Source organism: Flavobacterium johnsoniae (genome assembly GCF_030388325.1).
GTDB lineage: Bacteria > Bacteroidota > Bacteroidia > Flavobacteriales > Flavobacteriaceae > Flavobacterium > Flavobacterium johnsoniae_C.
Genome location: NZ_CP103794.1, coordinates 4,079,575 through 4,105,531, shown reverse-complemented (window position 1 = coordinate 4,105,531; position 25,957 = coordinate 4,079,575). Strand labels below are relative to the sequence as shown.

The window sequence follows — 25,957 nt, the reverse complement described above, 5'->3', positions numbered from 1 at the left end:
AGAAGGAAAAGAAAACTAACTATTTTAAGATTTCTTTCGTAACCCTCACACCACAGGACACTTACTTCCTATAAATTCGTTTATTTAGAATTTCTTAAAAAAAAAATATATTAGATGGAAAGAGTTTTTGCAGAATATCTTATTGAGACCCCTTATGATGTAGAGCAGGCTTCGGCGGTTTTGGCAGGAGAGCAATCTTCTGGAACCTTTGTGTCAGTTCCGGGTGAAACCGAGGAATTGAAAAAGCGTTTTGCAGCAAGGGTAGAAGATATTCAGTTATTGGATTTATCAGATGAACCATCCATTCCGGGCGGCAGTATTCCTGGAAAAAAATATCAGAAAGCAAGAGTAAAAGTAAGCTGGTCGATAGAAAATTTTGGTTATAATCTGCCAGTTTTAATCAGCACTTTACAAGGAAATCTATATGAAATCACGCAATTTACTGGTTTGAAACTAATGGATTTTGAAGTGCCGGAATCTTTTCAAAATCATTTCAAAGGACCTAAATTCGGAATCAAAGGCTCTAAATTATCTTGTGGCGTAACCGACCGACCAATGATTGGAACTATTATAAAACCCAGCATAGGAATGAGCGTGGAGGAAACCGCAACTTTGGTAAAATCATTAATTGATGCCGGAATCGATTTTATTAAAGACGATGAATTGATGGGATCTGCTGCTAATTCGCCTTTTGACGAAAGGGTAAAAGCAATAATGAAAGTCATCCGTGACAACGAACAAAAAACGGGTAAAAAAGTAATGTATGCTTTCAATATAAGTGATGAAATTGACGAGATGCAACGAAAATACGATTTGATTAAAAAGGAAGAAGGTAGCTGCGCAATGATTAGCATCAACAGTGTCGGGCTTTCGGGAACGAAGAAAATATGTGATCAGGGTGAACTCGTTATTCACGGTCACAGAAACGGCTGGGGAATGCTGAACCGTCATCCTCTGTTGGGAATTGAGTTTCCTGCTTATCAAAAAATTCAGCGTCTGGCGGGAGTCGACCAACTGCACGTTAACGGAATTCAGAATAAATTTTGGGAATCGGATGATTCAGTAGTGACGTCCATAAAATCTTGTTTGAAACCGTTTTTAGGCGGATACGAAATCTTGCCTGTTGTCTCTTCGGGACAATGGGGAGGACAAGCGGTAGAAACTTACAGAAGAACCCAAACTACCGATTTGTTGTATATGGCAGGTGGCGGTATTTTAGCACATCCTATGGGACCAAAAGCTGGAGTAAACGCATTACAGCAAGCTTGGACGGGAGCCGTTGAAGGTTTGTCTGTGGAAGAAACTGCTTTGAAGTATCCTGAATTTGCCGCATCAGTAAAGAAATTTTCTAAGTAATGAAAAACAATAAATTGCTATTGGCTTATTATGGGGATGATTTTACGGGTTCTACGGATGCCCTTGAATTTCTGACATTGGCTGGAGTTAAAACCATTCTCTTTCTTAGAAAACCAACTCAAAAGGACTTAGATCGTTTTCCAAAAATTCAAGCAATTGGTCTAGCTGGAAAAAGTCGATCAATGTCGCCTTCAGAAATGGAAGAAGAACTTTTTCCTGCTTTCGAAAACCTGAAAAGTTTTGAACCTGCACATTTTCATTATAAAGTCTGTTCTACTTTCGATTCGGCACCACACGTTGGTAACATTGGAAAAGCAATTGAAATTGGAAGCGAGGTTTTCAATCAGAAAACAGTTTTGGTTTCGCCGTCAGCACCACATTTGGGAAGATTTTGTGTATTTGGAAATCTCTTTGCCCGAATGGGAACTATCGGAAACGGAGAAATTTACCGTATCGACCGTCATCCGTCTATGAGCAAACATCCTGTAACACCTGCTTTGGAAGGGGATTTGACGATTCATTTGGCAAAACAAACCGAGAAATCCATCAATCTTGTCAATTTAACCACAATTGAAAAGGGTTCTGAAAAAGTTCTGGAAGAAGTAGCTAATAACAAATCGGAAATCCTGTTTTTCGACGGATTCAATTTGGAACATCTCAAAACGATTGGAAATGTTTTTAATGAATTAGCGGCCAAAAAAACATTATTTTCTGTGGGTTCATCCGGAATCGAAATGGCTTTGGGATTAGATTGGAAAGACAAAAAAGTTATAGGAAATCAAAAAACATTTGAATCAGCAGGAGAAATTTCTCCCATACTTGTTTTATCAGGAAGCTGTTCTCCAGTAACATCAGGTCAAATTGAAAATGCTTTGCAAAATGGATTTTTGGAAATCGCATTAGAAAGCAAAGCCGTTGCTATTGAAAATCAGGCTGAAATTATAAAGAATACAGTTGCTCAAATTGTCGACAATTTCAATCAGGGTAAAAGTACCATTTTACATACTAGCAAGGGTTCAAACGATCAGCGTATTGCAGAAACCGAATTGTTTTTTAAATCAAAAGGCTTTTCAGCAAATGAAATTCAGAAACAATGCAGTTCAGTTTACGGAAGCGTTTTGGGACAAATAACAAAAGAAGTATTAAAAGCGGTCAAAATAAAAAGAATTCTTTTTGCAGGTGGCGATACTTCGAGTTATGCTGCTTCGGAATTGGATATTCTGGCACTGGAAATGATTGCGCCAATCGCTCCTGGAGCTCCGCTTTGCATGGCAGTTTCAGACAATGAATGGGTAAATGGAATAGAAATGAATTTTAAAGGCGGACAAGTGGGCACCGCCGATTATTTTATAAAAGTATTAAAAGGAGAAAAATTATGAGCGCAAAAGTGTTAGGTTTTGTACACACATCGGCAACATTGGTTCCGTTGTTTCAGCAATTAAGCAATGAGTTTTTACAGGGAATTGAAACATTCAATATAGTGGATGACAGCTTGATAAAAGACGTAATCAAAAAAGGAAAATTAATGCCAAATACTGCTGCAAGAGTCGTAAGCCATGTTCAGGCTGCCGAAACTGCAGGTGCGGATGTGATTTTGGTAACCTGTTCGTCTATTGGTGTGGCGATCGAAACGGCTGCGACATTGGCAACAGTTCCAGTGATTCGTGTAGATCAGGCAATGGCGGATGAAGCAGTGCAGATTAGCAGCAAAATTGGTGTAATTGCTACTTTGCCAACGACTTTGGAACCAACCAGTGATTTGGTTAGAAGAAGAGCAGAATTGGCAGGTAAAAATGCAACTATTACTTCGAAATTATGTGAAGGTGCTTTTGAAGCTTTAATGAGCGGAGATTCTGCTAAACATGATGAAATGGTTGCTAAAGCGCTAAAAGAATTAATGAAAGAAGTAGATGTAATTGTTTTGGCACAGGCTTCAATGGCACGTGTTGTCGATGGCTTAAGTGCCGAAGAAAAACTAGTGCCTATTTTGGCAAGTCCAACTATTGCAATGAAAAAACTAGCAGAGCTTTATTTCTAAAAACAATAAACAGATTAATTTTTTACCATATAAGGCATATAAGGTCATTTAAGCATTATGCAAAAAGAAAACTTATCTGAATCTTATATGCCTTATATGGTTTGGAAGAAATGAATAATAACATGTTTTAATAATTATTTGTATGCGTAAATATTTTCTTTGGGCTATCCCAATATTTTTTATTGCAGCTGCTTTGGGCTGGTTACAGCAAATAGAGATAATATGGAAGTTAGGGTTACTGTTTGGTTTTTCTAGTATTGCCATTGGAGCAGGACATCTGAAAGTATTAAGCGGTTATCAATACACGTTTTGGATCATCACTGCAGTTTGTGCAGGATTGCTGTATCCTGATTTTTTTCTGCACGTAGGCAGTTTCGATATGCGTAATAAATGGCTTATTCTAATTATCATTCAAATGGTAATGTTCGGAATGGGAACGCAGATGAGCATTGAAGATTTTACGGGTATTCGAAAATCAGGAAAAGGTGTTCTGATTGGTTTGTTGGGACATTTTACTATTATGCCGATTATGGGTTTTCTGATTGCCAAAACGTTTGTTTTTGAACCTGAAATCGCAGCGGGAATTATCTTGATTGGTTCTTGCAGCAGCGGATTGGCTTCGAATGTGATGACATATATAGCCAAAGGAAATTTGGTTTTGTCAGTAACTGTAACGGCAATGTCTACTTTGGCTGCGCCAATAATGACTCCGTTTTTGATGAAAATATTTGCAGGTACTATGGTCGAAGTGCATTTCTTCAATATGATGATGGAAATTATTAAAATTGTCCTTGTGCCTTTGGCAGCTGCAATGATTCACGATATATTAAAAAACTATGGGAATCTGGCAAAAAAGAGAATTTATATTCTGACTTTCCTGTCAGCTGTTTGGCTGGCGATTGTCCTATTCTTCGGAAATTCGTTTGCAGTTGCTGAAGATAGTACGGCTTCGCATATTTTAGAAATAATCAATTTCACTTGTGGCGCTTTTATCGTTGGAACAATGTATCATTTATTGTATAAAGTATATCCAAAAATAGATGTGATTATGCCTTATTTCTCTATGTTCGGAATCATTTATTTTACATTGGTAACCACAGCAGCGGGAAGGGATAATTTAATTCAGATTGGTTTTTTACTTTTCTTAGCTTCAGTTTTGCACAACGGAGCGGGTTATTTTTTTGGTTATTGGCTCAGCAGGCTCAGCGGTCTGGACAAAAAGAGCAGTCAAACTATCGCTTTCGAAGTAGGTCTTCAAAATGGTGGCATGGCTTCTGGATTGGCAGGTTCAATGGGAAAACTGGCAACTTTAGGTTTAGCTTCGGCTGTATTTAGTCCGTGGATGAATGTTTCGGGTTCTTTATTGGCTAATTATTGGCGAAAGAAAGGAGATGAGGAAGAAGTTATTTCTTGATTTCTTATTATTTTATAAAAGTAAAACTTCCGTTTAGAGCAATTTAAACGGAAGTTTGTAATTTAGAGCCATATTGAATTACGTTAATAATTTTCATTATAAAAATAAGTAGAAAAATGACACCAACTTTCTTCGCAAACCAATCAGAATTTAGAAAATGGCTTGAGAAAAATCATCAAAGCGAGAAAGAACTTTTAGTTGGTTTTTATAAAGTTACAAGCGGAAAACCTTCTATAACTTGGCCAGAATCTGTAGATCAAGCGCTTTGTTTTGGTTGGATAGATGGTGTTCGAAAATCTATCGATAAGGATAGTTATACCATTCGTTTTACGCCTAGAAAAACTTCCAGTATTTGGAGTGCTATCAATATTCAAAAAATGGAAGATTTAACTAAAGCTGGACTTATGAAAGAAGCTGGTTTGAAAGCTTTTAGTCTTAGAACCGAAAATAAATCCAAAATATATTCTCACGAAAAAGAGCCTGTTCCGCTTTTGGAAGTTTATGAAAAACAGTTTAAAAGCAATAAAACTGCTTGGGATTTTTTCGAGAAACAAGCACCTTCATACAAAAAAGTAATGATTCATTGGATTATGAGTGCCAAGCAAGAAAAGACTCAATTATCAAGATTAGAAAAGACAATTGTGGAAAGCGAAAAACAAAAAAGGGTATTGTAAAGATTATATAAAATTTATTATTTTAGTGTATTGATTTATAGTGCTATATGGAAATACAAAATACCACAAAAATAAAGGGGGAAATTTTGCTGGGTATTATTTTTTCTTTAGAATTATACGCTTTGCCAGTACAGTTTTATTTATTGCTAAAAGGTTCTGAATTTACTTTTTTCAGTGCCGCAGTTCGTTTTTTTAGTTTTTTTACTATTACCACAAATACTATAGTTTTCATTTGTACTGCCATGCTGTTATTTGGCGGAAAATGTGCAATGAATACTTTTTTTAGAAAATGCACTACAATTACTGCAATTACGGTTTATATCTTGATTGTTGGAATTGTTTTTAATCTGCTTCTTCGTCAAATTGTTGATTTAAAGGGACATCACCGTATTGTCAGTGAAATTTTTCACACCGTAGTTCCAGTATTATTTTTCTTTTATTGGCTGTTTTTTGTAAGTCCGCAAAAGATATCTTTTAAAGTTATTTCTTTTTGGTTGATTTATCCAATCATTTACATCATTTACACTTTGTTTCACGGAATTCTCACAAGTTTTTATCCGTATCCTTTTATTGATGCAACTAAATTGGGTTTCAAAACTGCAATTGTAAATGGTATATTTATCTTAATTGCTTTTGTGGTTTTATCTATTATTTTGATTTCTGTTTTAAGATTAAAGACTAAAAGTTTTACTTAATTCATAAAAATCAATTTTTAGTAAAATGTACTTTCTGCCAAAAACACTTTAAGATTTGTTGTTGGTCGAAATTCTATACAAGCAAATTCAATTTATAGTACATTTATGTTTTATAGACTATTTTAAAGCAGATCAGCAATGAAAAACATTTACCTTTCTTTATGTCTTTTTGGTGTAATTTTTAGCAGTTCGGCACAAGAATTTGCCAATGCTCCAAAACCTTTTGGACCAGTTCCGACGCAAAAACAAATCGATTGGCAGGAAATGGAATTCTATGCTTTTGTGCATTTTTCACTAAATACATTTACCAATAAAGAATGGGGTTTTGGAGACGAATCGCCAGAACTTTTTAATCCGTCGCAATTAGATGTTCGCCAATGGGCGCGCGTGGTGAAAGAGGCTGGAATGAAAGGAATTATTCTGGTTGCTAAACATCACGATGGTTTTTGTCTTTGGCCATCAGCGTATACTGAACGTTCTGTAAAGAATTCGCCTTGGGAAAATGGTAAAGGTGATTTGGTAAAAGAATTGGCTGCTGCCTGCAAAGAGTACGATTTAAAATTAGGATTATACCTTTCGCCTTGGGATAGAAATCATCCGCAATATGGAAAACCTGAATATGTTACGTATTTCAGGAATCAGTTAAAAGAATTATTGACGAATTACGGCGATGTTTTCGAAATGTGGTTTGACGGAGCAAACGGCGGAGACGGCTATTATGGCGGTGCAAACGAAACCAGAAAAATCAATTCGCTTACGTATTATAATTGGGATGAAACCTATAAATTAATTTACGACATCGCACCAAAAACTTTGGTTTGGGGAGTTGGTCCGTCTGAAGCAAGATGGATTGGTAATGAAGAAGGACGTGCAGGAAAAACAAATTGGTCGTTGCTTCGCCAGAAAGATGAGTTGGCTGGAAAAGTGCATTATAGCGAATTTATGTCTGGACATGAAGACGGAGAAAAATGGGTTCCAGGAGAAGCCGACGTTTCGATAAGACCAGGATGGTTTTATCATTCGGTGGAAGACGATAAAGTGCGTTCGCTTGACGAAATGGTCGATATTTATTATGAATCGATCGGACGAAATGCGACTTTGTTATTAAATCTTCCAGTTGATAAACGAGGTTTAGTTCACGAAAATGATGAAGCAAGATTGAAAGAATTAGTTGCGACAATTAAAGCCGATTTCAAGAAAGAATTATTAGCAGAAACGAAAGTCCAAGCTTCGAACATTCGTGGAAACGATTCTAATTTCGAACCTCAGAATGTTATTGACGGAAATAAAAATACTTATTGGGCAACAGATGATAAAGTAAAACAAGCTTCAATAGAATTTACGTTTAAAAAACCAACGGCAATTAATAGACTTTTACTTCAAGAATATATTAAACTTGGTCAACGTGTGAAATCATTTTCTGTTGAAGCAAATGTAAACGGACAATGGAAAACAATTGCCAATGAAACTACAATTGGTTACAAAAGAATTCTGCGTTTAGATCGTGTTATCGCTTCGGCAATTAGAATCAATATTTTAGATGCAAAAGCTGGATTTGTAATCAGTACAATTGAAGCGTTTAATGCACCAACTTTCGTTAAAGAGCCTCAAATTCTTCGTGATAAAAATGGTTTGGTTACGATTAAATCGGAAGATGGAAATGCCGTTTATTATTCGCTTGACGGAAAAAAACCTTCGGAAAAAAGTATTTTATATAAAGCTCCTTTTACTTATAATAAAGCAGTTACAATTCAAGCCATTTCTAGAAATACGAAAGAGAAAATCAACAGCGCCGTGAAAACTGCAAAATATGGTGTTTCTAAAGAAAAATGGAGAGTAATTTCTATTTCTAGCGGAGATGATAAATCGGTTGAGAAAATTATTGATGGCGATGCTAATACCGCTTGTGGATTCGGGAACAATGAAAATAAATTGCCTCAAACCATAATTATTGATATGGGAGAATTGAGCACAATAAAAGGTTTTACCTATACGCCACAGCAAGTTGGAAGCAATTTGAGTTTGATTTCAAATTATGAGTTTTATACGAGCGAAGATAATATAACTTGGACGAAGCGATCGGAAGGAGAATTCTCAAATATCAAACACAATCCAATTGAACAAATTAAGAGTTTTACTGTGGTAAAAGCAAGATTTTTAAGATTTGTAGCTACAGGAGCAGTAGGAAATAGTCAAACTGTTTCTATTGCTGAAATTGGAGTTGTGGAGTAAATACGTAAACCCCAGCGGGGTGAAATATTTATAGAATTGCAATAAGACAAAAAAAGCTCCGGAGGAACGACATATTTTTTTACAATCTCAATAATATGTCGTTCCTCCGGAGCTTTATGCTGTAAATCTTTATTCTTTTTGCTATAAATATTGAGCTTCTCCGAAGCTTTAAAAAAAGAAGTTGCTTTTTTTGGGACTGCTTTATTTTGCTTTCTGCCGAAGCGCAATCGTTATTAGTCGAAATTTTAATAGGAAAGAGTAATTTAATTCTACTTTTATCTTACTAATTAAATGGCAAGCGGCAAATGATTAAAGAAGATATAGGTTTTAGAGAAGCTGGTAAATTTGAAGAAACTCGTTACGAGAAAATTCATAATGTTATTTTCGAATCTTCGCAAGAAGCTTCTGTCTTAGTTGCTCGCGAAATTGCCAATTTAATTCAGAGAAAAAATGAACTAAACGAACCTTGTGTTTTAGGTTTGGCAACAGGTTCTTCGCCAATTAAAGTTTACGAAGAATTGGTGAGAATGCATAAAGAGGAAGGGCTAAGTTTTGCAAACGTAGTTACTTTCAATTTAGATGAATATTATCCGATGGATAAAAATGATATTCAGAGTTATTATCATTTTATGCATGAGCATTTATTTCATCATGTAAACATTCATCCAGAAAATATAAATATTCCAGACGGACAAGTAAGTGCAGAGGAATTACAGCAATATTGTATTGATTATGAGATGAAAATCATCTCTTACGGAGGATTAGATTTTCAGCTTTTAGGAATCGGAAGAACTGGGCATATCGGGTTTAATGAGCCAGGTTCGCACGTAAACTCAGGAACTAGAAGTATAACTCTGGATCACGTTACGAGAATTGACGCGGCTTCTTCTTTTTTAGGAATTGACAATGTTCCGAGAAAAGCCATTACAATGGGAATTGGAACCGTTAGGAATGCAAAAAGAATTGTTTTACTAGGTTGGGGAATCAGTAAAGCAGGAATTATAAAAAAGACAATCGAGGGCGAGGTTTCTTCGCAAGTGCCAGCAACGTATTTACAAGAGCATCACAACACAACATTTGTTCTAGATACAGAAGCTTCGTCTGAATTAACGCGTGTAAAAACGCCTTGGCTGGTAAAGTCTTGTGTTTGGACAGACGAACTAAAATTAAAAGCGGTGGCTTGGTTAAGTGAGTTAACGAAGAAACCTTTCCTAAAACTGACGGATAAAGATTATAACGACCACGGAATGTCGAGTCTTTTGACGGAGGAAGGAACTGCATACGATTTGAACATTAAAATGTTTAATAAAATGCAGCAAACCATCACGGGATGGCCGGGCGGAAAACCCAATGCAGATGATACTTATAGACCGGAGCGTTCCACGCCGGAAAAGAAAAGAATCATTATTTTCAGTCCGCATCCAGATGATGATGTGATTTCGATGGGAGGAACTTTTGACCGTTTGGTAGAGCAGGGACATGATGTTCATGTAGCATATCAGACTTCTGGGAATATTGCCGTTTCAAATGAAGAAGCGTTGAAGTTTGCAGAAATTTCAAAAGCCGTGAATCCAGATTCTAAAGTTTCTCAGGAAATTATTGATTTCCTTAAAAACAGAACTGGAAACGAAATCGATTCGCCAGAAGTTAGAAAATTAAAAGGATTAATTAGAAGAAGCGAATCTTTTGGAGCTACGCGTTATATTGGTTTGCCAGATGCTAATGTAAACTTTTTAGATCTTCCGTTTTACGAAACAGGAACAGTTAAAAAGAATAATCTTTCGGATGCAGATGTCGACATTATGTGTGACATTATTGAAAGAATAAAACCGCATCAAATTTATGCCGCTGGAGATTTAGCAGATCCACACGGAACTCATAAAGTGTGTTTGGATAGTTTGTTTGAAGCTTTAAAAAGGCTAAAGAACGTAAGTTTTATGAATGATTGCTGGGTTTGGCTTTACAGAGGCGCTTGGCATGAATGGGAATCGTACCAAATTGACATGGCAGTACCAATGAGTCCTGACCAAGTTTTAAAGAAGCGACATGCTATTTTTTATCACCAGTCTCAAAAAGACGGCGTAATGTTTCAAGGTGATGATAGCAGGGAGTTTTGGGTGCGAGTTGAAGACAGAAATAGATTGACTGCAGAAAAATACCACAGCTTAGGATTAGCAGATTATTCGGCTATTGAGGCGTTTAAACGTTATCATTTCTAGGTGTTTTTCCAGCAATGAAGATAATAAACTATTTTTCATGGTTTATTTTGGTTAGTTACCTATAATTGAGAAAAAAAGCAGTCTGGAGAGACTGCTTTTTTGTTTTCTAGTATTTTTTTAACCGCAAAGGCGCAAAGAATTACGCAAAGTTCGCAAAGGTTTTTTATTCTTTATATTTAAAGATTGAGCAAAAAAAGTTCGCAAAGCTTTGTAAATAAACTTTGCGAACTTTGCGTAATTCTTTGCGCCTTTGCGTTTAAATTTTAATAATCTAAATAGAAGAATTCAAGATTTTCTGTTTTACTTCGTCGATATAAGATCTTCCGATAACATATCTAAGTCCTTCAATTTCAATGCTGTTTCCTTCAACTGCATCAATTTTATCAATTGCAATTGTATATGATCTGTGAATTCTGATGAAATCTCTTTCAGGCAGTAAACTTGTAAAATCTGATAAAGTGCTGTGAATGATAAATTTTCCTGAAGTTGTGCTGATTTTTAGGTAATCTTTTAAACTTTCTATTACTAAAATTTCGTTCAAGAAAATCTTCTTCATTTTTTTCTTGTCGATTTTTACGAAGATAAAAGGATTTTCTTTGCTATTTTCCTGCGGAAGTTTACTCGTATTGTTAAGACGTTTGTTTATTTTATTAACGGCTTTCATTAATCTCGGAAACTCGATTGGTTTTACCAGATAATCTAGCACGTCAAGTTCGTACGTTTCAATTGCAAATTGATCGTAAGCGCTGGTAATAATAAGTAAAGGCGGATTTTCTAAACTTTTAATAAAATTTATACCGTCTAAAACTGGCATGTTTATGTCTAGAAAAATTACATCAATAGTATTGTTCTTTAAAAAATTTAATCCTTCAATAGAATTACTGAAGGTGTTTATTAATTCTAAATCTTCAATTTGTTCAATATAATTCTTAATAACGTTTATTGCCAATGGCTCATCATCGATAATTAAACACTTTATTTTCATTTGCAAAATATTATTTAGGCCTATATGTGGTTTTTTGTAGGTATAGTTTTCTAAACTTCTAAAAGTGTGGGCTATGTGACTTTTATAACTAGTTTAACGACAAAAATATTCTTTTTATTTTTAAATGAAAGCTTATAGTCACTTTTATTATATCCTAATTCAAGTCTTTTTTTCACGTTTTCAATACCTATACCACTTGACTTGTTAAAATTATCTTTATGTACGGTAATTTCAGGCATTGGGTTTGAAATAATAAAATAGAGATAATCTCCTTTTACTTTGAAATTAATATCAATAACAACATTTCCTGTGTTTTTGTTTACTCCATGTTTAAAGGCATTTTCGACGAAAGTCAGAAGTAGAACGGGGGAAATTTCTTTATCATGAATATCTCCAGAAATATACATATTGACTTCTAAGCGTTCTCCGTTTCTAATTCTTTCCAAATCAAGATAATTCTGAATGCAAAGAATTTCATTTTCCAGAGACTGTTTCTTTTCTTTTGTTTCATAAAGCATATAACGCATTAATTCGGAAAGCTTTAAAACTATTTTTGGCGTTTTATTTGATTTCTCTACAGAAAGCGAATAAATATTATTTAAGGTGTTAAAGAAAAAGTGCGGTGAAATCTGAGATTTTAAAAACAATAATTCAGTTTCCAATTGCGATTTTTCTAAGTCGGTTACACGTTTTTGTTCTTGCAATAAATCTAGGGTAATTTTAATAGCCGTAACAAAAGTCATAACATATAATTCGCCCATCATCATATCAATTGTATAATTTAGCGTAAGCGTATTAATAGTTTGCGGACCTTCTGGCCAGACATTGTGCGTAATCAGCAAATAAGTCAAATTGAATTTTATGACGACCATGACAAAAATGGCAGAAAGTACACTTATAATATATAGGAAGTATTTTTTGCGATAAACCAAATGCGGCATCAATACCAAAATATTAAGATAACATAAAGCCATGTGAATTGGGAAACCGAGCAAAGTTGTTTTTAAAGAGTAAACATAATCGTTAAAATAACTTCCCCAGCGGAATGTATTGAATACAAAATACGTCAGCCAGAAGTAAACATGATAGCGAATTGGTAACCTATAAAGCTTGCTTGAATTAAAAATCATATGGATAATTTAGAATGTCGTTTGTTAGTATTTTTTGATGTTTAGAGCCGTTTAAATGTCGTCCGTCTAAAATTATTTTGGTAAAAGTTGAATTTATCTAAATTTAAAGTTAAATTAATATTGTTTTGATATGAAGAAAATTACTCTGCTCTCTTTAACGGTAATTTTTATTGCAAGTTGCAAAATAAAAGTAGATAAAAATACAGATCACAAAAATTTTGCAACAAATTATGTAGATCCATTTATTGGTACTGGAGGTCACGGACATACGTATCCTGGCGCAACAGTTCCGTTTGGGATGCTGCAAGTGAGTCCGGATAATGGAATTTCAAGCTGGGATTGGTGTTCTGGTTATCATTATTCTGACTCCATAGTTTCTGGATTTAGTCACTTACACTTAAGCGGGACAGGAATCGGTGATTTGGCAGATATTTTATTTATGCCGACAAACAAAAAATTAGACTTAACCGCCAAAGCCGCTTCACGCGATTTCCTTCCGTATAAATCAAAATATAATCATGTTAACGAAAAAGCAACACCGGGTTCTTACCAAGTTTTTCTTGAAGATCCTAAGATCAATGTAGAATTAACTTCTACGCAAAGAACCGCATACCATAAATATACCTATAATAATAACGACGTTCAGTCGGTTGTTGTAGATCTTGGTTTTGCGATTAACTGGGATAAGGAGCTAAAAACGTCTATCAAAATTGAAGATGCCAATACTATCAGCGGTTACCGTTATAGTACAGGTTGGGCAAAAAATCAGAAAGTATTTTTTGTTGCCAAATTTTCTAAGCCAATAACGGAATCTATTATTACTGCTGATAAAAAAGTAGTTTCTGGCAAAAGTGCCGAAGGAGAAAATACAGCTTTACAATTGTTTTTCGATTCTAAAAACTCCAAAGAATTAAGAGTAAAAGTAGCGCTTTCTTCTGTAAGTGTTGAAAATGCAAAAGGTAATTTAGATGCTGAAAGTCAGAGTTTTGAAAAAACAAAAGCTGATGCTACTTTAGAATGGAATAAAGCTTTAAGTAAAATTACAGTTGAAACTCCGATTGATTCTTTAAAAACAATTTTCTACACCGCTTTATATCACGCACAAGTGGCGCCTGTAACCTACAGTGATAAAAATGGTCAGTTTAGAAGAGAAGACGATAAAATTATTACCGCTAAAGATTATACAGCTTATTCTACATTGTCACTTTGGGATACGTTTAGAGCAGAGAACCCATTGTTGACGATATTAGAACCAACAAAAGTTTCAGACTTAGTAAACTCGATGTTAGCGTATTATGAAACTAAAAAAATACTTCCGGTTTGGACTTTATACGCAAATGAAACCAATACAATGACAGGATATCATTCGATTCCGGTTATTGTGGATGCTTATATGAAAGGCATTAAAGGTTTTGATGCAGAAAAAGCTTTCGAAGCCATGAAAGCAACAATGATGCAGGACGAACGCGGATTGAATTTCTACAAAAAATACGGTTACATTCCGTACAACTTATTAGATGAATCAGTTACGATTACTTTAGAATATGCTTACGACGACTGGTGTGTAGCACAAATGGCCAAAGCTTTAGGAAAAACAGCTGATTATGAGTTTTTCTCAAAACGTGCAAAAGCTTACGAATATTTATTTGATGCCAAATCTGGTTTCATGAGAGGAAAATCGGAAGATGGAAAATCGTGGAACGAACCTTTCGACCCAAAACATTCAAACCACAGAGAACATACAGATTACACAGAAGGAAATGCTTGGCAGCACAGTTGGTTTGTACCTCATAATGTAGATAATTTTATTTCACTTCACGGAGGAAATGACATTTTTACAAAACGTTTAGAGCAATTATTTACAGAGAGTTCTGAAATTACAGGAAACAACGTTTCTGCAGATATTTCTGGTTTGATCGGACAATATGCACACGGAAACGAGCCAAGCCACCATATTGCTTACATGTTTAACCATGCAAAACAGCCTTGGAGAACGCAATATTGGGTACGTCATATTTTAGATACGCAATACAATACAACAGCAAATGGTTTGAGCGGAAACGAAGATTGCGGACAAATGTCAGCTTGGTATGTATTTAGCTCAATGGGATTATACCCAATGAATCCAGCTTCTGGAGAATACGAAATTGGAAGTCCGATTTTTGAGAAATCGACTTTAAATCTTCCAAACGGAAAAACTTTTGTGATAGAAGCTGAAAATGTTTCTAAGCAAAATTTCTACATCCAATCGGCTACTTTAAACGGAAAAGCATTTAATAAAACAGCAATCTCTCACCAAGAAATGCTAAATGGCGGTGTACTTCATTTTGTAATGGGAGCACAGCCAAACAAAAATTGGGGTCTAAACTAACTAATTCAAAATAAATAATTTAATGAACATTATTGACGTATCAATCATTTTAATCTATATCGTAATGTCGGTCGGTATAGGAATCTGGATTTCAAGAAAAGCATCCAAAGGTTTAGATGACTATTTCTTGGGAGGAAAATCTATTAAATGGTATTTTCTAGGTTTAAGTAACGGCTCTGGAATGTTTGATGTTTCGGGAACTTCCTGGATGATTGGCGTTTTATTTTTATATGGAGTAAAAAGCTTCATGTTTATGTGGCTTTGGCCAATTTGGAATCAGATTTTTGTCATGATGTTCCTCGCGGTCTGGATTAGAAGATCAAAAGTAATGACGGGTTCCGAATGGATTCTGACTCGTTTTGGAAGCGACAAAGCAGGAAAAGCATCGCATATTATTGTTGCCATTTTTGCTATTATTTCTACAATTGGTTTCATCGCGTATTTCTTCGTCGGAATCGGAAAATTTGTAACGATTATTCTTCCTTGGGATTTGACAGTTCACATGAATGGCGGAGTTTTCTTAACTTCAGAACAAGCTTATGCATTGTTAATCATTTTCTTAACTACGATTTATACCGTAAAAGGTGGAATGTTTTCTGTAGTTGCTACAGAAGTTGTACAATATATTATCATGATTGTTGCCGGAGTTTTAATCGCTGGTTATGCATTCATTAATTATACTGATATTCAGATCAATTCGGTAATTACGCCAGAATGGAAAAATGTTTTCTTCGGATGGGAATTTGAAACACAATGGAGCGATAAATTCGAAACTTTCAACAGATTAATTGATACGGAAGGTTATAAAATGTTTGGCGCTTTCATCGGAATGACTTTGTTTAAAGGTTTCTTCGCGAGTGTGGCAGGTCCAACTCCAAGTTACGATTTACAGCGTGTTCTTTCTACAAAATCGGTAAAAGAAGCAGCTTATATGAGTGGTTTTACCAATTTGATTTTATTCATTCCTAGATATTTATTAATCACAGGAATTGTGGTTATTGCTTTAGTGAATTTAGCTCCTGAATTAAACGCAAACGTAAATTTAACGGGCGCAGATTTAGAATTATTAATGCCAAAAGTGGTTAATCTTTATATCCCGGTTGGAATTAAAGGAATTCTTCTAGCAGGATTATTAGCGGCTTTCATGTCTGGATTCTCAGCTTTCGTAAATGCAGGACCAGCTTATATTGTAAATGATATTTATAAAAAATACTTTAAACCAGTTGCTTCGAATCAACACTATATCAAAGTAAGTCAGATTTCATCTTTCTTAGTAGTAGGTTTGGGAGTTTTTATGGGATTCTTCGCAGATTCGATCAACTCACTAACACTTTGGATCACAAGTGCTTTATACGGAGGTTATGTTGCGGCGAACTTCTTAAAATGGATTTGGTGGCGTTTTAACGGATGGGGTTATTTCTGGGGAATGGTCGGCGGATTAATCGCTGCTTCTCTTCAATTCATTTTAGATCAAAGTAAAGGAAGTTTAGAAGCAGGAACGTTCTTGCATGATCTTTCGCAAGTGCCATCAATTTATTTATTCCCATTAATTTTCGGAATGTCAATTTTAGGGTGCCTTTTAGGAACTTACCTAAGTAAACCAACCGATATGGAGGTTTTAAAATCGTTCTACTCAAATGTAAGGCCTTGGGGATTCTGGAATCCAGTTTACAAACAATTAAAAGCAGAAGATCAGTCTTTCCAAAAAAATAATGATTTCTATTTAGATATGATGAATTGCGTAATCGGAATTATTTGGCAATCAAGCATGATTCTGCTTCCAATTTATTTCATCATTAGAGATTATCCAAAAGCGGGTGTGGCTTTGGTAGTTTTCTTAGTGACGACTACGATTTTGAAGTTTACTTGGCTGGATCGAGTTCGTAAGATTGAAGAGTAGAAAGATTTTGTAGAAGCAAGATTAAAGAAGCAAGATTTTCTCCAGAGTTTGTCATTCCGAGGAACGAGGAATCACACTCGAAACTCTACAAAGATTGGCGACAAAGATTGCAACATAGCCCATAGTTTCAACTATGGGAACGCATAGGAAATCTACAAAGATTGGCAATATAGATTGCGGAGCTTCTAGTGTGATCCTTCCTTCGTCAGGATGACAAAACGAAGCTTTAGAATAAAAGAATAAAAAAACTAATAAATAAAAAAAACAAAAAATGAGTACTATTCCTTGGCAAGACAGACCCGAAAACAGTAAAGATGTAATGTGGAGATATTCTGAGAATCCAATTATCGACAGATATTCGATTCCTTCATCAAACAGTATATTCAATAGTGCAGTTGTACCTTTTGGAGACGGATATGCTGGGGTTTTCAGATGTGATAATAAAGCAGTTCAAATGAATATTTTTGCTGGTTTCAGTAAAGATGGTATCAACTGGGATATTAACCATGAACCAATTGAGATGAAATCTGGAAATACAGAAATGATCGAATCTGCTTATAAATATGATCCGCGCGTGGTTTGGATCGAAGACCGTTACTGGATTACTTGGTGTAACGGTTACAACGGACCAACAATTGGTATTGGTTATACTTTCGATTTTAAAGAATTTTTCCAATGCGAAAATGCCTTCTTGCCATTCAACAGAAACGGAGTTTTATTCCCACAAAAAATCAACGGTAAATATGCAATGTTAAGCCGTCCAAGTGATAACGGACACACACCATTCGGAGATATTTGGATTAGCTATAGTCCAGATATGAAATATTGGGGAGAACACAGATTGGTGATGAAACCAAGTCCGTTTGAGCAAAGTGCTTGGCAATGTACAAAAGTGGGTGCAGGACCAATTCCAATCTTGACAGACGAAGGATGGTTAATGATTTACCACGGAGTTATCAATACTTGCAACGGTTTCCGTTATGCAATGGGTTCAGCACTTTTAGATGTTGATTCGCCAGATCAGGTAAAATACAGAACACAGCCTTATTTATTAGGACCAGCTGAGACTTATGAAATGGTTGGAGATGTACCAAACGTAGTTTTCCCATGTGCGGCTTTACACGATATTGAAGAAGATAAATTGGCGGTTTATTATGGTGCTGCAGATACTCACGTAGCTATCGCTTTCGGAAAACTGAGCGAGGTAATTGAGTTTACAAAAAATAATAGTTTATAATATAAAGATGCATAGTAGAAGTAATTTATTGTCCCTTGCCGTTTTTTTTGTTGGATTGATGAGTTATGCGCAATCTGAAAAACCGGTTACACCGAAAAGTTATATTGCCTATAAAACGTCAAGCGAAATTGTTATTGACGGAGACGGAGCAGATAAAGCTTGGGAAAAAGCATCTTGGACAACGCCTTTTGTCGACATAGAAGGCGTTGAAACTCCAAAATACAAGACTCGGGTAAAAATGCTTTGGGACGATAAATACTACTATATTCTGGCAAAAATGGAGGAGCCTCATGTTTGGGCAAATCTAAAACAGCGTGACACTATTATTTTCTATAATAATGATTTTGAAGTTTTTATCGATCCAGATAATGATACTCATAATTATTATGAATTAGAAATTAATGCGCTGAATACTGCTTGGGATTTATTTATCAATAAACCGTACCGAGAAAAAAATACAGTTTTAAACGACTGGAATATTGACGGATTAAAATCGGCGGTAAAAGTGGATGGAACTTTAAATAATGCTTCAGATATTGATAAAGGCTGGACATTAGAAATTGCCATTCCGTGGTCGGTTTATAAAACATCTTATCACGATAATATTGTTCCGAAAGATAAATTTTGGAAGGTTAATTTCTCTCGGGTAAATTGGCAGCATTCTGTTATCGACGGAAAGTACGAACGAAAAAAAGATTCAGAAGGAAAGTTTCTCCCAGAATACAATTGGGTTTGGTCGCCTATGGGAGTCATCAATATGCATGAGCCCGAAAAATGGGCTTATGTATACTTTTCTTCAAAAGAAAGCGATGATAAATTTACAATTCCACAGGAAGAAAAAGTAAAATGGGAACTGTATACGTTGTATCGCGCTCAAAAAAGATATTTCGAAAAGAATAAATCTTGGGCAAAATCACTGCAAAGTATCAGTAAAAAAAATATAGTTGTGGACGGAAAGACTTTGAAACCAGTTTTAGAAAATCATTCATCAGGATTTAATATCTTGGTAAAGAGTCCTTTTTCAAACAAAACCTTAATAATTAAAGAAGATGGTAAAATTATTACGAACGAATAAATTACAGAACTTTTCAAGGATTTTAATTCTTGCGCTTTCGCTGAGTTTATTCTCTTGCGGACAAAAAGAAAATAAAGATCAAGAAAATGGAAAATTCACTTTTGGAGTCTGGACAACTGCTGATGCTAAAAAATCGGATGCAGATTATTCGAAAGAATTCAAAAAATATAAAGACGGCGGAATTGACGAAGTTTTAATTAACACGCAAACCGACCCAAAACTATTAGCAAGATTAGTACCTCTTGCCAAAAAAGAAGGTCTGAAAGTGCACGCTTGGATTATGGCAATGAACCGTCCGAATGATTCAGTTGCTTTACAGCATCCAGATTGGTACCAAGTAAGTAAAGAAGGAAAATCTTGTTTTGATAACCGTCCGTATGTAGATTATTACCAATGGCTTTGCCCAACTAAAGAAGAATCTAGAAATCACGTTTTAGGTTTAGTTGAAGGATTGGCAAAAGTAGAAGGAATCGAAAGTGTACATTTAGATTATATTCGTTTTCCAGATATCTTCCTGCCAATCAGTTTGTTACCAAAATACAATTTGGTTCAGGATGTAGAATTACCACAATTTGATTTCTGTTATTGCGATGCCTGCGTAAGCAAATTCGAGAAAGAACATCACAAAAATCCAAAACAAAGCCACAATACTTCAATTGATATGGAATGGAAAATTTTCAGATTAAATGCAGTAAAAGCTGTGGTTGACGATGCTTATAAAATTGCTCATAAACACAACAAAAAATTAACGGCAGCAGTATTTCCTTATCCGGAAATGGCAGACCACATGGTACGTCAGCGTTGGGATAAATGGAATATTGACGAAGTATATCCAATGATTTATCATAGTTTTTATGATGAAGAAATTGACTGGGTAGGTTACGCAACGAAACAAGGTGTAGCCGATTTGGAAGGAAAGCCAACGAAAGTAAATACAGGAATTTATATTCCAGGATTAAAATCGGATGCAGAATTAAAAGAAGCGATTTTGCAAGCGAAGAAAAATGGCGCAACAGGAGTTTCATTTTTTGACGGAAATGCCTTATCAGATAGTAATTTGAAAACAATTAAGGAGGTAAAATCAGCTTTGTAGTCGATTTTACTCGGATTAAAAATTATTACTGATTAATTTAGCAACATTAAGAACATTTTGTTTTTGAATGTTGAATTAAAACCAAAAGACATGTCAAATAGAAGAGATTTTATTAAGAAAACCACTTTAGGCACCTTAGTCATAAGTTCTGTTTTGGGCGTAAGCGGATTTGCTGCTACTCCTGAAAATGAAGAAACGGCTGTGCAACCAAAAGAGAAAAAGCAGCAGAAACCAGTTATTATTTCGACATGGAATCATGGTCTGCCTGCGAATAAAGAATCTTGGAAGAATTTAAAAGAAGGAAAATCGGCTTTAGATGCTATCGAAGCCGGAATGAAAATACCTGAAGCCGATCCAACTGTTCGTAGTGTGGGTTATGGAGGTTATCCAGATCGCGAGGGAAAAGTTACGCTTGATGCCTGTATAATGGATCACAACAGTAATTGCGGTTCTGTTTGTTTTTTACAAGGAATTATGCATCCAATTTCTGTTGCAAAAAGAGTGTTGCAAAATACACCGCATGTTATGTTAGCGGGACAAGGCGCATTGCAGTTTGCTTTATCTGAAGGTTTTAAAGAAGAAAATTTATTGACTCCAGAATCTGAAAAAGACTGGAAAAAATGGCTGGAAGATTCAAAATACAAACCAGTTATTAATATAGAAAATCACGATACCATAAGCATGCTAATGTTAGACCAAGATGGCAATCTTTCGGGCGGATGTACCACGAGCGGTGCGGCTTGGAAAATGCACGGACGCGTCGGTGACTCCCCAATAATCGGCGCGGGTCTTTTCTTGGACAACGAAGTGGGAGCAGCCGCAGCAACTGGTTTGGGTGAAGCGGTTATTAGAACAGCTGGAAGCGCCATGGTTGTCGAGTTAATGCGTCAGGGAAAATCTCCTTATGATGCTTGTAAAGAAATTACGGAACGTATTTACAACAAACATAAAAACCACAAAGACATGGAATATCTCCAAGTTGGTTTTATTGCTTTAAATAAAAACGGCGAATATGCAGGTTACAGTCTAAGATCTGGATTTAATTTTGCCGTTTCTGATGATGCAAAAGGCCACAGAATGGAAGACGCGAAGTTTAAAATGTCTTGGGATAAATAATTATCACGTTTACAACTTTGTCAAAGTTTGAAACTTTGACAAAGTTTTACATAACAGTTTGTCATTTCGAGGAACGAGAAATCACACTCGGGATTCGACAAAGATTGGCGACATTCTGTGAGGAGTCTCTAGTGTGATTTCTCCTTTCAGTCGAAATGACAAACGAAACCTAAAAACTACATCTTTAAATGTTTGAACAAACAATTAAAGAAACCAAAAAATAAAGAATGAAAAAATTATTATTTCTATTAACCGTAATCACTTCAATTTTCTCAGCTAACGCACAGAAAATATATACGGAAAATGATATTCGTATTATTCCAAAACCGAGTCAGACTCTGATTAAAACAGGTGTTTTTGAATTTACAAAAGACACAAAATTTGTAGTAAACGGAGATTTTCAGAAAAGTGCTGCAAATGCTTTGGCTTCTAAATTTGAAACTGCGGCAGGATGGAAACCAGAAGTTACTACAAAAGCTCCTGCAAGTAATTATGTTTTATTGAAAACAGATTCAAACTTAAAAAACGAAGCTTACGTTTTAGATGTAAATCCGACTAATATTGTTATTTCTGCAAAAGGAAATAATGGATTTTTATATGCTTTGGAGAGTATCAGACAATTACTTCCTGAAGCAATTGAAAGCAAGTTTGCGGTAACTTCTGCAAAATGGGAGATTCCAAGTTTGACAATAAATGATGAACCTCGTTTTAAATGGAGAGGTTTAATGCTAGATTTTTCACGTCATTTTTTTGATAAAAATTATGTTTTAGCAACAATCGATCGTTTAGCAGCGCATAAAATGAATGTTTTGCATATGCATTTAGTTGACGATCAAGGTTGGAGAATTGAAATTAAAAAATATCCAAAGCTAACTGAAGTTGGTGCTTGGAGAGTAGATCAGGAAAATAGAAGCTGGAATGCCAGATTGACTACAAATCCTGACGAAAAAGGAACTTACGGCGGATTCTTCACGCAAGAAGAATTAAAAGAAATCGTAAAATACGCAGCAACAAAAGGAGTTGAAATTATTCCAGAAATCGAGATGCCAGCTCACGTAAGCAGTGCGATTGCATCTTATCCAGAATTGGCTTGTTTTGATCAGAGAATTGGAGTTCCTTCTGGAGGCGTTTGGCCTTTAACAGATATTTACTGTGCTGGAAAAGAAACTACGTTTGAGTTTTTACAAAATGTTTTGGATGAAGTAATGGCAATTTTCCCTTCTAAATATGTTCATATTGGAGGTGATGAAGCAACTAAAACCAATTGGGCAAAATGTCCGCACTGTCAAAAAAGAATTAAAGACGAGCGCTTAAAAAGTGTAGAACAATTACAAAGCTATTTCGTAAAACGCATTGAAAAATATGTGAATTCTAAAGGTAAAAAGCTAATTGGCTGGGACGAAGTATTAGAAGGCGGACTAAATCCTAGTGCAACAATTATGTGCTGGAGAGGAGAGAAAATAGGTGCGGAAGCGGCTAAACAAGGCCACGATGTAATTATGTCTCCAGAATCTCCTTGCTATTTTAACTTCTATCAAGGACCTCAAAATGAAGAACCTTTGGCTTTTGATGCTTATAATCCGTTAAATAAAGTATATCAGTTTGATCCGGTTGTGCAGGGAATGACACCAGAAGATGCTTCACATATTTTAGGAGGACAAGCCAATTTATGGGCAGAACATATCGCTGGTCCAAAAGATTCTGAATATATGATTTTCCCAAGATTAGCGGCTTTATCTGAAACATTATGGAGCCCGAAAGAGAAACGTAACTGGAACGATTTTACATCCAGATTATTCTCAATGTTCAAGCGTTACGATTATCAGGGATTAAATTATGCGAAAAGCGCTTATTTGGTAACGGCTTCTTCTACAGCCGATTTGGGGAATAAACAAATCAAAGTAGAATTGAAAAATGAGTTTCCAAATCCGGATATCCGATATGTTTTAGGAAATCAAAACATTGAACATCATGCGATAAAATATACTAGTCCAATTGAAATCAAAGAAACAACAGTTTTAAAATCTTCTTTATTTCAGGATGAAAAACCAGTTGGAAAAACATTTACAGATACTATTGTTTTCCATAAGGGATTTGCGAAAAAAGTGAAATACTTAACGCCTTTTAATGATAATTATAAAGGAGATGCTAATACTATGGTAAATGCCATTCGCGGAAGCAAAAATTTCCATGACGGACAATGGCAGGCTTGGCTGGTTAACGATATGGAATTGGTAATTGATCTTGAAAAAGTAGAAAGTATTGAGCAAGTTACAGTTGGAGCTTTAGAAAGTCAAGGCGCAGGAGTTAATTTCCCAATTCAGGTGAAAGTATTGATTTCTAATGATGGAGTTAAATACACGCAAGTTGGAAAAATAACACGTCCATATGCAGCAAATCCAGTTCCGGAGTTGAAAGATTTCAAAATCAATTTCCAAAAACAAAATGCACGTTTTGTGAAAGTAATTGGAGGCAACTTAAAGAAAAGCCCGAAAGGAGAAAGCTCTTGGTTGTTTGTGGATGAGATTTTGGTGAATTAAATGTTTTAAAAAATGAATAAGATATTATTTAATCTCGGAGTATTATTGATTTGTTTGATGCCGTTTTTTACAAACGCTCAAACAAAAGGATTTTCTATAGCTAATGGAGAATTTCAAAAAGATGGAAAAACTATAAAAATACATTCGGGAGAAATGCACTATGAGCGTATTCCTAAAGAGTATTGGAGACATCGATTGCAAATGCTTAAAGCGATGGGATTGAATACCGTGGCTACTTATGTGTTTTGGAATTATCATGAAATTGAGCCGGGTGTATGGGATTTTAAAACAGGAAATAAAGATTTAGCAGAGTTTTTAAGAATTGCTAAAAGTGAAGGATTATATGTAATTCTTAGACCAGGTCCTTATGCCTGTGGTGAATGGGAATTTGGAGGTTATCCTTGGTGGTTACAGAATAATAAAGATTTGGTAATTCGTACCAATAACAAAGCATTTTTGGAAGCTTGTAAAACATATTTGGAACATTTGTATGCAGTGGTAAAGGGAAATTTTGCAAATCAGGGTGGACCTATTATTATGGTTCAGGCTGAAAATGAATTTGGTTCTTATGTTTCTCAAAGAACCGATATTAGTGCTGAAGATCATAAAGCATACAAAACTGCCATTTATAATATGCTTAAAGAAACTGGGTTTCCAGAGCCTTTTTTCACTTCTGATGGTACTTGGTTGTTTGAAGGTGGTGCTGTTGAAGGCGTGTTACCAACCGCAAATGGAGAATCAAATATAGAAAATTTAAAAAAACAGGTTGATAAATTCCATAAAGGACAAGGACCTTACATGGTGGCAGAGTTTTATTCTGGCTGGTTAGATCATTGGGCAGAACCATTTATTAAAATTGGATCTGAAGAGATTGCAAGTCAGACTAAAAAGTATCTTGATGCAGGTGTTTCTTTTAATTATTATATGGTACACGGTGGTACTAATTTTGGATTTACCTCTGGAGCAAATTACAACGAAGAAAGTGATATTCAGCCTGATATTACAAGTTATGACTATGATGCGCCTATTAGCGAAGCAGGTTGGGCAACACCAAAATTCATGGCTATTCGCGAAGTAATGCAAAAGTATTCTAAAACAAAATTAGCACCGATTCCTGAGAAAATACCAGTTGCAAAATATCCTAATCAGCCTGTAAAATCAAGCATGGATGTTTTAAGTTGGATTAAAAAAGAAAAAGCAGTTGTAAATGATCAACCTTTAACTTTTGAAAAGTTAGGTCAGGGACATGGATATGTTTTGTATCGTAAACGATTTACTCAACCCATTTCAGGTCAATTAAAAATACAAGGATTAAGAGACTTTGCTACCGTTTATGTAAATGGAGTTAAGGCGGGAGAATTGAATAGAGTTTTCAAAAATTACGAGTTGACCGTTTCTATTCCTTTTAACGGTATTTTAGAAATTCTGGTTGAAAACATGGGACGTATCAATTACGGAGCTGAAATTGTACATAATACGAAAGGAATTATTTCTCCAGTATTCATTAATGAATATGAAATTAGTGGTGGATGGGAAATGTATAAAATGCCGATGAGTGAAGTTCCAGTTCTTAAAACTGAAACGGTAAAACCTGGACGCCCAGTTTTACATGAAGCTACAGTAAACATTGACAAGCCAGCCGATACTTTTCTAGATATGACCAATTGGGGAAAAGGAATTGTATTTGTTAACGGACACAATCTTGGTCGTTACTGGAAAGTGGGACCACAACAAACACTTTATGTACCAGGCTGTTGGTTGAACAAAGGTGAAAATAAGTTTGTTGTATTGGAGCAACTTAACGAAAACACTCCAAAAGAATTAACTTTTACAGATCAACCGATATTGGATAAACTAAACTAAAAAACAAAGAATAATAAAT

Annotated in this window: 18 protein-coding genes; 16 read left to right on the top strand and 2 right to left on the bottom strand. The window is 35.3% G+C overall.

Annotated features, from left to right (window positions below; genetic code table 11):
• Window positions 1-114 precede the first annotated feature (114 nt).
• From NYQ10_RS17705 to nagB, 8 genes are all read left to right on the top strand, one after another.
• Window positions 115-1,356, top strand: coding sequence for a ribulose-bisphosphate carboxylase large subunit family protein (locus NYQ10_RS17705; protein ID WP_289877552.1), 1,242 nt, complete (start codon window positions 115-117; stop codon window positions 1,354-1,356).
• The gene (locus NYQ10_RS17700; RefSeq protein WP_289877551.1) at window positions 1,356-2,735 is read left to right on the top strand and encodes a four-carbon acid sugar kinase family protein; all 1,380 of its coding nucleotides are present in this window, start codon (window positions 1,356-1,358) and stop codon (window positions 2,733-2,735) included. The genes NYQ10_RS17705 and NYQ10_RS17700 overlap by 1 nt, the downstream gene beginning before the upstream one ends.
• The gene (locus NYQ10_RS17695; protein WP_289877550.1) at window positions 2,732-3,394 is read left to right on the top strand and encodes an aspartate/glutamate racemase family protein; all 663 of its coding nucleotides are present in this window, start codon (window positions 2,732-2,734) and stop codon (window positions 3,392-3,394) included. The genes NYQ10_RS17700 and NYQ10_RS17695 overlap by 4 nt, the downstream gene beginning before the upstream one ends.
• A 142-nt stretch (window positions 3,395-3,536) precedes the next feature.
• Window positions 3,537-4,808 (top strand): bile acid:sodium symporter family protein, encoded by a 1,272-nt coding sequence (locus NYQ10_RS17690; protein WP_289877549.1) that lies wholly within the window; start codon window positions 3,537-3,539, stop codon window positions 4,806-4,808.
• A 116-nt stretch (window positions 4,809-4,924) separates the two neighbouring features.
• Window positions 4,925-5,482, top strand: coding sequence for a YdeI/OmpD-associated family protein (locus NYQ10_RS17685; RefSeq protein ID WP_289877548.1), 558 nt, complete (start codon window positions 4,925-4,927; stop codon window positions 5,480-5,482).
• A 47-nt stretch (window positions 5,483-5,529) separates the two neighbouring features.
• A complete protein-coding gene (locus NYQ10_RS17680) occupies window positions 5,530-6,177 on the top strand; it encodes a Pr6Pr family membrane protein (RefSeq protein WP_289877547.1) in 648 nt (215 codons plus the stop codon).
• 138 nt (window positions 6,178-6,315) lie between these two features.
• Window positions 6,316-8,409 (top strand): alpha-L-fucosidase, encoded by a 2,094-nt coding sequence (locus NYQ10_RS17675; RefSeq protein WP_289877546.1) that lies wholly within the window; start codon window positions 6,316-6,318, stop codon window positions 8,407-8,409.
• A 305-nt stretch (window positions 8,410-8,714) separates the two neighbouring features.
• Window positions 8,715-10,628 carry a glucosamine-6-phosphate deaminase gene (gene nagB, locus NYQ10_RS17670; RefSeq protein ID WP_289877545.1) on the top strand — a complete coding sequence of 638 codons (1,914 nt, stop codon included), beginning with the start codon at window positions 8,715-8,717 and terminating at the stop codon, window positions 10,626-10,628.
• A 271-nt stretch (window positions 10,629-10,899) separates the two neighbouring features.
• On the opposite strand, the gene NYQ10_RS17665 is transcribed toward nagB, so the two are convergent.
• Window positions 10,900-11,613: a LytR/AlgR family response regulator transcription factor gene (locus NYQ10_RS17665; RefSeq protein ID WP_144219592.1), complete on the bottom strand. Its 714-nt coding sequence runs from the start codon at window positions 11,611-11,613 to the stop codon at window positions 10,900-10,902.
• 71 nt (window positions 11,614-11,684) lie between these two features.
• Window positions 11,685-12,743: a sensor histidine kinase gene (locus NYQ10_RS17660; RefSeq protein ID WP_289877544.1), complete on the bottom strand. Its 1,059-nt coding sequence runs from the start codon at window positions 12,741-12,743 to the stop codon at window positions 11,685-11,687.
• A 130-nt stretch (window positions 12,744-12,873) separates the two neighbouring features.
• Here NYQ10_RS17660 and NYQ10_RS17655 point away from each other — a divergent pair, with 130 nt between their 5' ends.
• The 8 genes from NYQ10_RS17655 (at window position 12,874) to NYQ10_RS17620 (ending at window position 25,938) form a co-directional block, all read left to right on the top strand.
• Window positions 12,874-15,114 (top strand): GH92 family glycosyl hydrolase, encoded by a 2,241-nt coding sequence (locus NYQ10_RS17655; RefSeq protein WP_289877543.1) that lies wholly within the window; start codon window positions 12,874-12,876, stop codon window positions 15,112-15,114.
• 22 nt (window positions 15,115-15,136) lie between these two features.
• The gene (locus NYQ10_RS17650; protein WP_289877542.1) at window positions 15,137-17,014 is read left to right on the top strand and encodes a sodium:solute symporter family protein; all 1,878 of its coding nucleotides are present in this window, start codon (window positions 15,137-15,139) and stop codon (window positions 17,012-17,014) included.
• A 271-nt stretch (window positions 17,015-17,285) separates the two neighbouring features.
• Window positions 17,286-18,251 carry a glycoside hydrolase family 130 protein gene (locus NYQ10_RS17645; RefSeq protein WP_008467432.1) on the top strand — a complete coding sequence of 322 codons (966 nt, stop codon included), beginning with the start codon at window positions 17,286-17,288 and terminating at the stop codon, window positions 18,249-18,251.
• A 7-nt stretch (window positions 18,252-18,258) separates the two neighbouring features.
• The gene (locus NYQ10_RS17640; protein ID WP_289877541.1) at window positions 18,259-19,326 is read left to right on the top strand and encodes a carbohydrate-binding family 9-like protein; all 1,068 of its coding nucleotides are present in this window, start codon (window positions 18,259-18,261) and stop codon (window positions 19,324-19,326) included.
• Window positions 19,301-20,419 (top strand): putative glycoside hydrolase, encoded by a 1,119-nt coding sequence (locus tag NYQ10_RS17635; RefSeq protein WP_289877540.1) that lies wholly within the window; start codon window positions 19,301-19,303, stop codon window positions 20,417-20,419. The genes NYQ10_RS17640 and NYQ10_RS17635 overlap by 26 nt, the downstream gene beginning before the upstream one ends.
• Before the next feature lie 90 nt (window positions 20,420-20,509).
• Window positions 20,510-21,535: an isoaspartyl peptidase/L-asparaginase family protein gene (locus NYQ10_RS17630; protein ID WP_289877539.1), complete on the top strand. Its 1,026-nt coding sequence runs from the start codon at window positions 20,510-20,512 to the stop codon at window positions 21,533-21,535.
• 227 nt (window positions 21,536-21,762) lie between these two features.
• A complete protein-coding gene (locus NYQ10_RS17625) occupies window positions 21,763-24,075 on the top strand; it encodes a glycoside hydrolase family 20 protein (RefSeq protein ID WP_289877538.1) in 2,313 nt (770 codons plus the stop codon).
• 12 nt (window positions 24,076-24,087) lie between these two features.
• A complete protein-coding gene (locus NYQ10_RS17620) occupies window positions 24,088-25,938 on the top strand; it encodes a glycoside hydrolase family 35 protein (RefSeq protein WP_289877537.1) in 1,851 nt (616 codons plus the stop codon).
• The last annotated feature ends 19 nt before the right edge of the window (window positions 25,939-25,957 follow it).

Bases quoted from the DNA above. Each gene is read 5' to 3' on its own strand.
- NYQ10_RS17620 (WP_289877537.1), top strand. From the start codon at position 24,088: ATGAATAAGATATTATTTAATCTCGGAGTATTATTGATTTGTTTGATG.
- NYQ10_RS17685 (WP_289877548.1), top strand. From the start codon at position 4,925: ATGACACCAACTTTCTTCGCAAACCAATCAGAATTTAGAAAATGGCTT.
- NYQ10_RS17655 (WP_289877543.1), top strand. From the start codon at position 12,874: ATGAAGAAAATTACTCTGCTCTCTTTAACGGTAATTTTTATTGCAAGT.
- NYQ10_RS17650 (WP_289877542.1), top strand. From the start codon at position 15,137: ATGAACATTATTGACGTATCAATCATTTTAATCTATATCGTAATGTCG.
- nagB (WP_289877545.1), top strand. From the start codon at position 8,715: ATGATTAAAGAAGATATAGGTTTTAGAGAAGCTGGTAAATTTGAAGAA.
- NYQ10_RS17705 (WP_289877552.1), top strand. From the start codon at position 115: ATGGAAAGAGTTTTTGCAGAATATCTTATTGAGACCCCTTATGATGTA.
- NYQ10_RS17630 (WP_289877539.1), top strand. From the start codon at position 20,510: ATGTCAAATAGAAGAGATTTTATTAAGAAAACCACTTTAGGCACCTTA.
- NYQ10_RS17680 (WP_289877547.1), top strand. From the start codon at position 5,530: ATGGAAATACAAAATACCACAAAAATAAAGGGGGAAATTTTGCTGGGT.
- NYQ10_RS17640 (WP_289877541.1), top strand. From the start codon at position 18,259: ATGCATAGTAGAAGTAATTTATTGTCCCTTGCCGTTTTTTTTGTTGGA.
- NYQ10_RS17690 (WP_289877549.1), top strand. From the start codon at position 3,537: ATGCGTAAATATTTTCTTTGGGCTATCCCAATATTTTTTATTGCAGCT.
- NYQ10_RS17665 (WP_144219592.1), bottom strand. From the start codon at position 11,613: ATGAAAATAAAGTGTTTAATTATCGATGATGAGCCATTGGCAATAAAC.
- NYQ10_RS17625 (WP_289877538.1), top strand. From the start codon at position 21,763: ATGAAAAAATTATTATTTCTATTAACCGTAATCACTTCAATTTTCTCA.
- NYQ10_RS17695 (WP_289877550.1), top strand. From the start codon at position 2,732: ATGAGCGCAAAAGTGTTAGGTTTTGTACACACATCGGCAACATTGGTT.
- NYQ10_RS17700 (WP_289877551.1), top strand. From the start codon at position 1,356: ATGAAAAACAATAAATTGCTATTGGCTTATTATGGGGATGATTTTACG.
- NYQ10_RS17635 (WP_289877540.1), top strand. From the start codon at position 19,301: ATGGTAAAATTATTACGAACGAATAAATTACAGAACTTTTCAAGGATT.
- NYQ10_RS17675 (WP_289877546.1), top strand. From the start codon at position 6,316: ATGAAAAACATTTACCTTTCTTTATGTCTTTTTGGTGTAATTTTTAGC.
- NYQ10_RS17645 (WP_008467432.1), top strand. From the start codon at position 17,286: ATGAGTACTATTCCTTGGCAAGACAGACCCGAAAACAGTAAAGATGTA.
- NYQ10_RS17660 (WP_289877544.1), bottom strand. From the start codon at position 12,743: ATGATTTTTAATTCAAGCAAGCTTTATAGGTTACCAATTCGCTATCAT.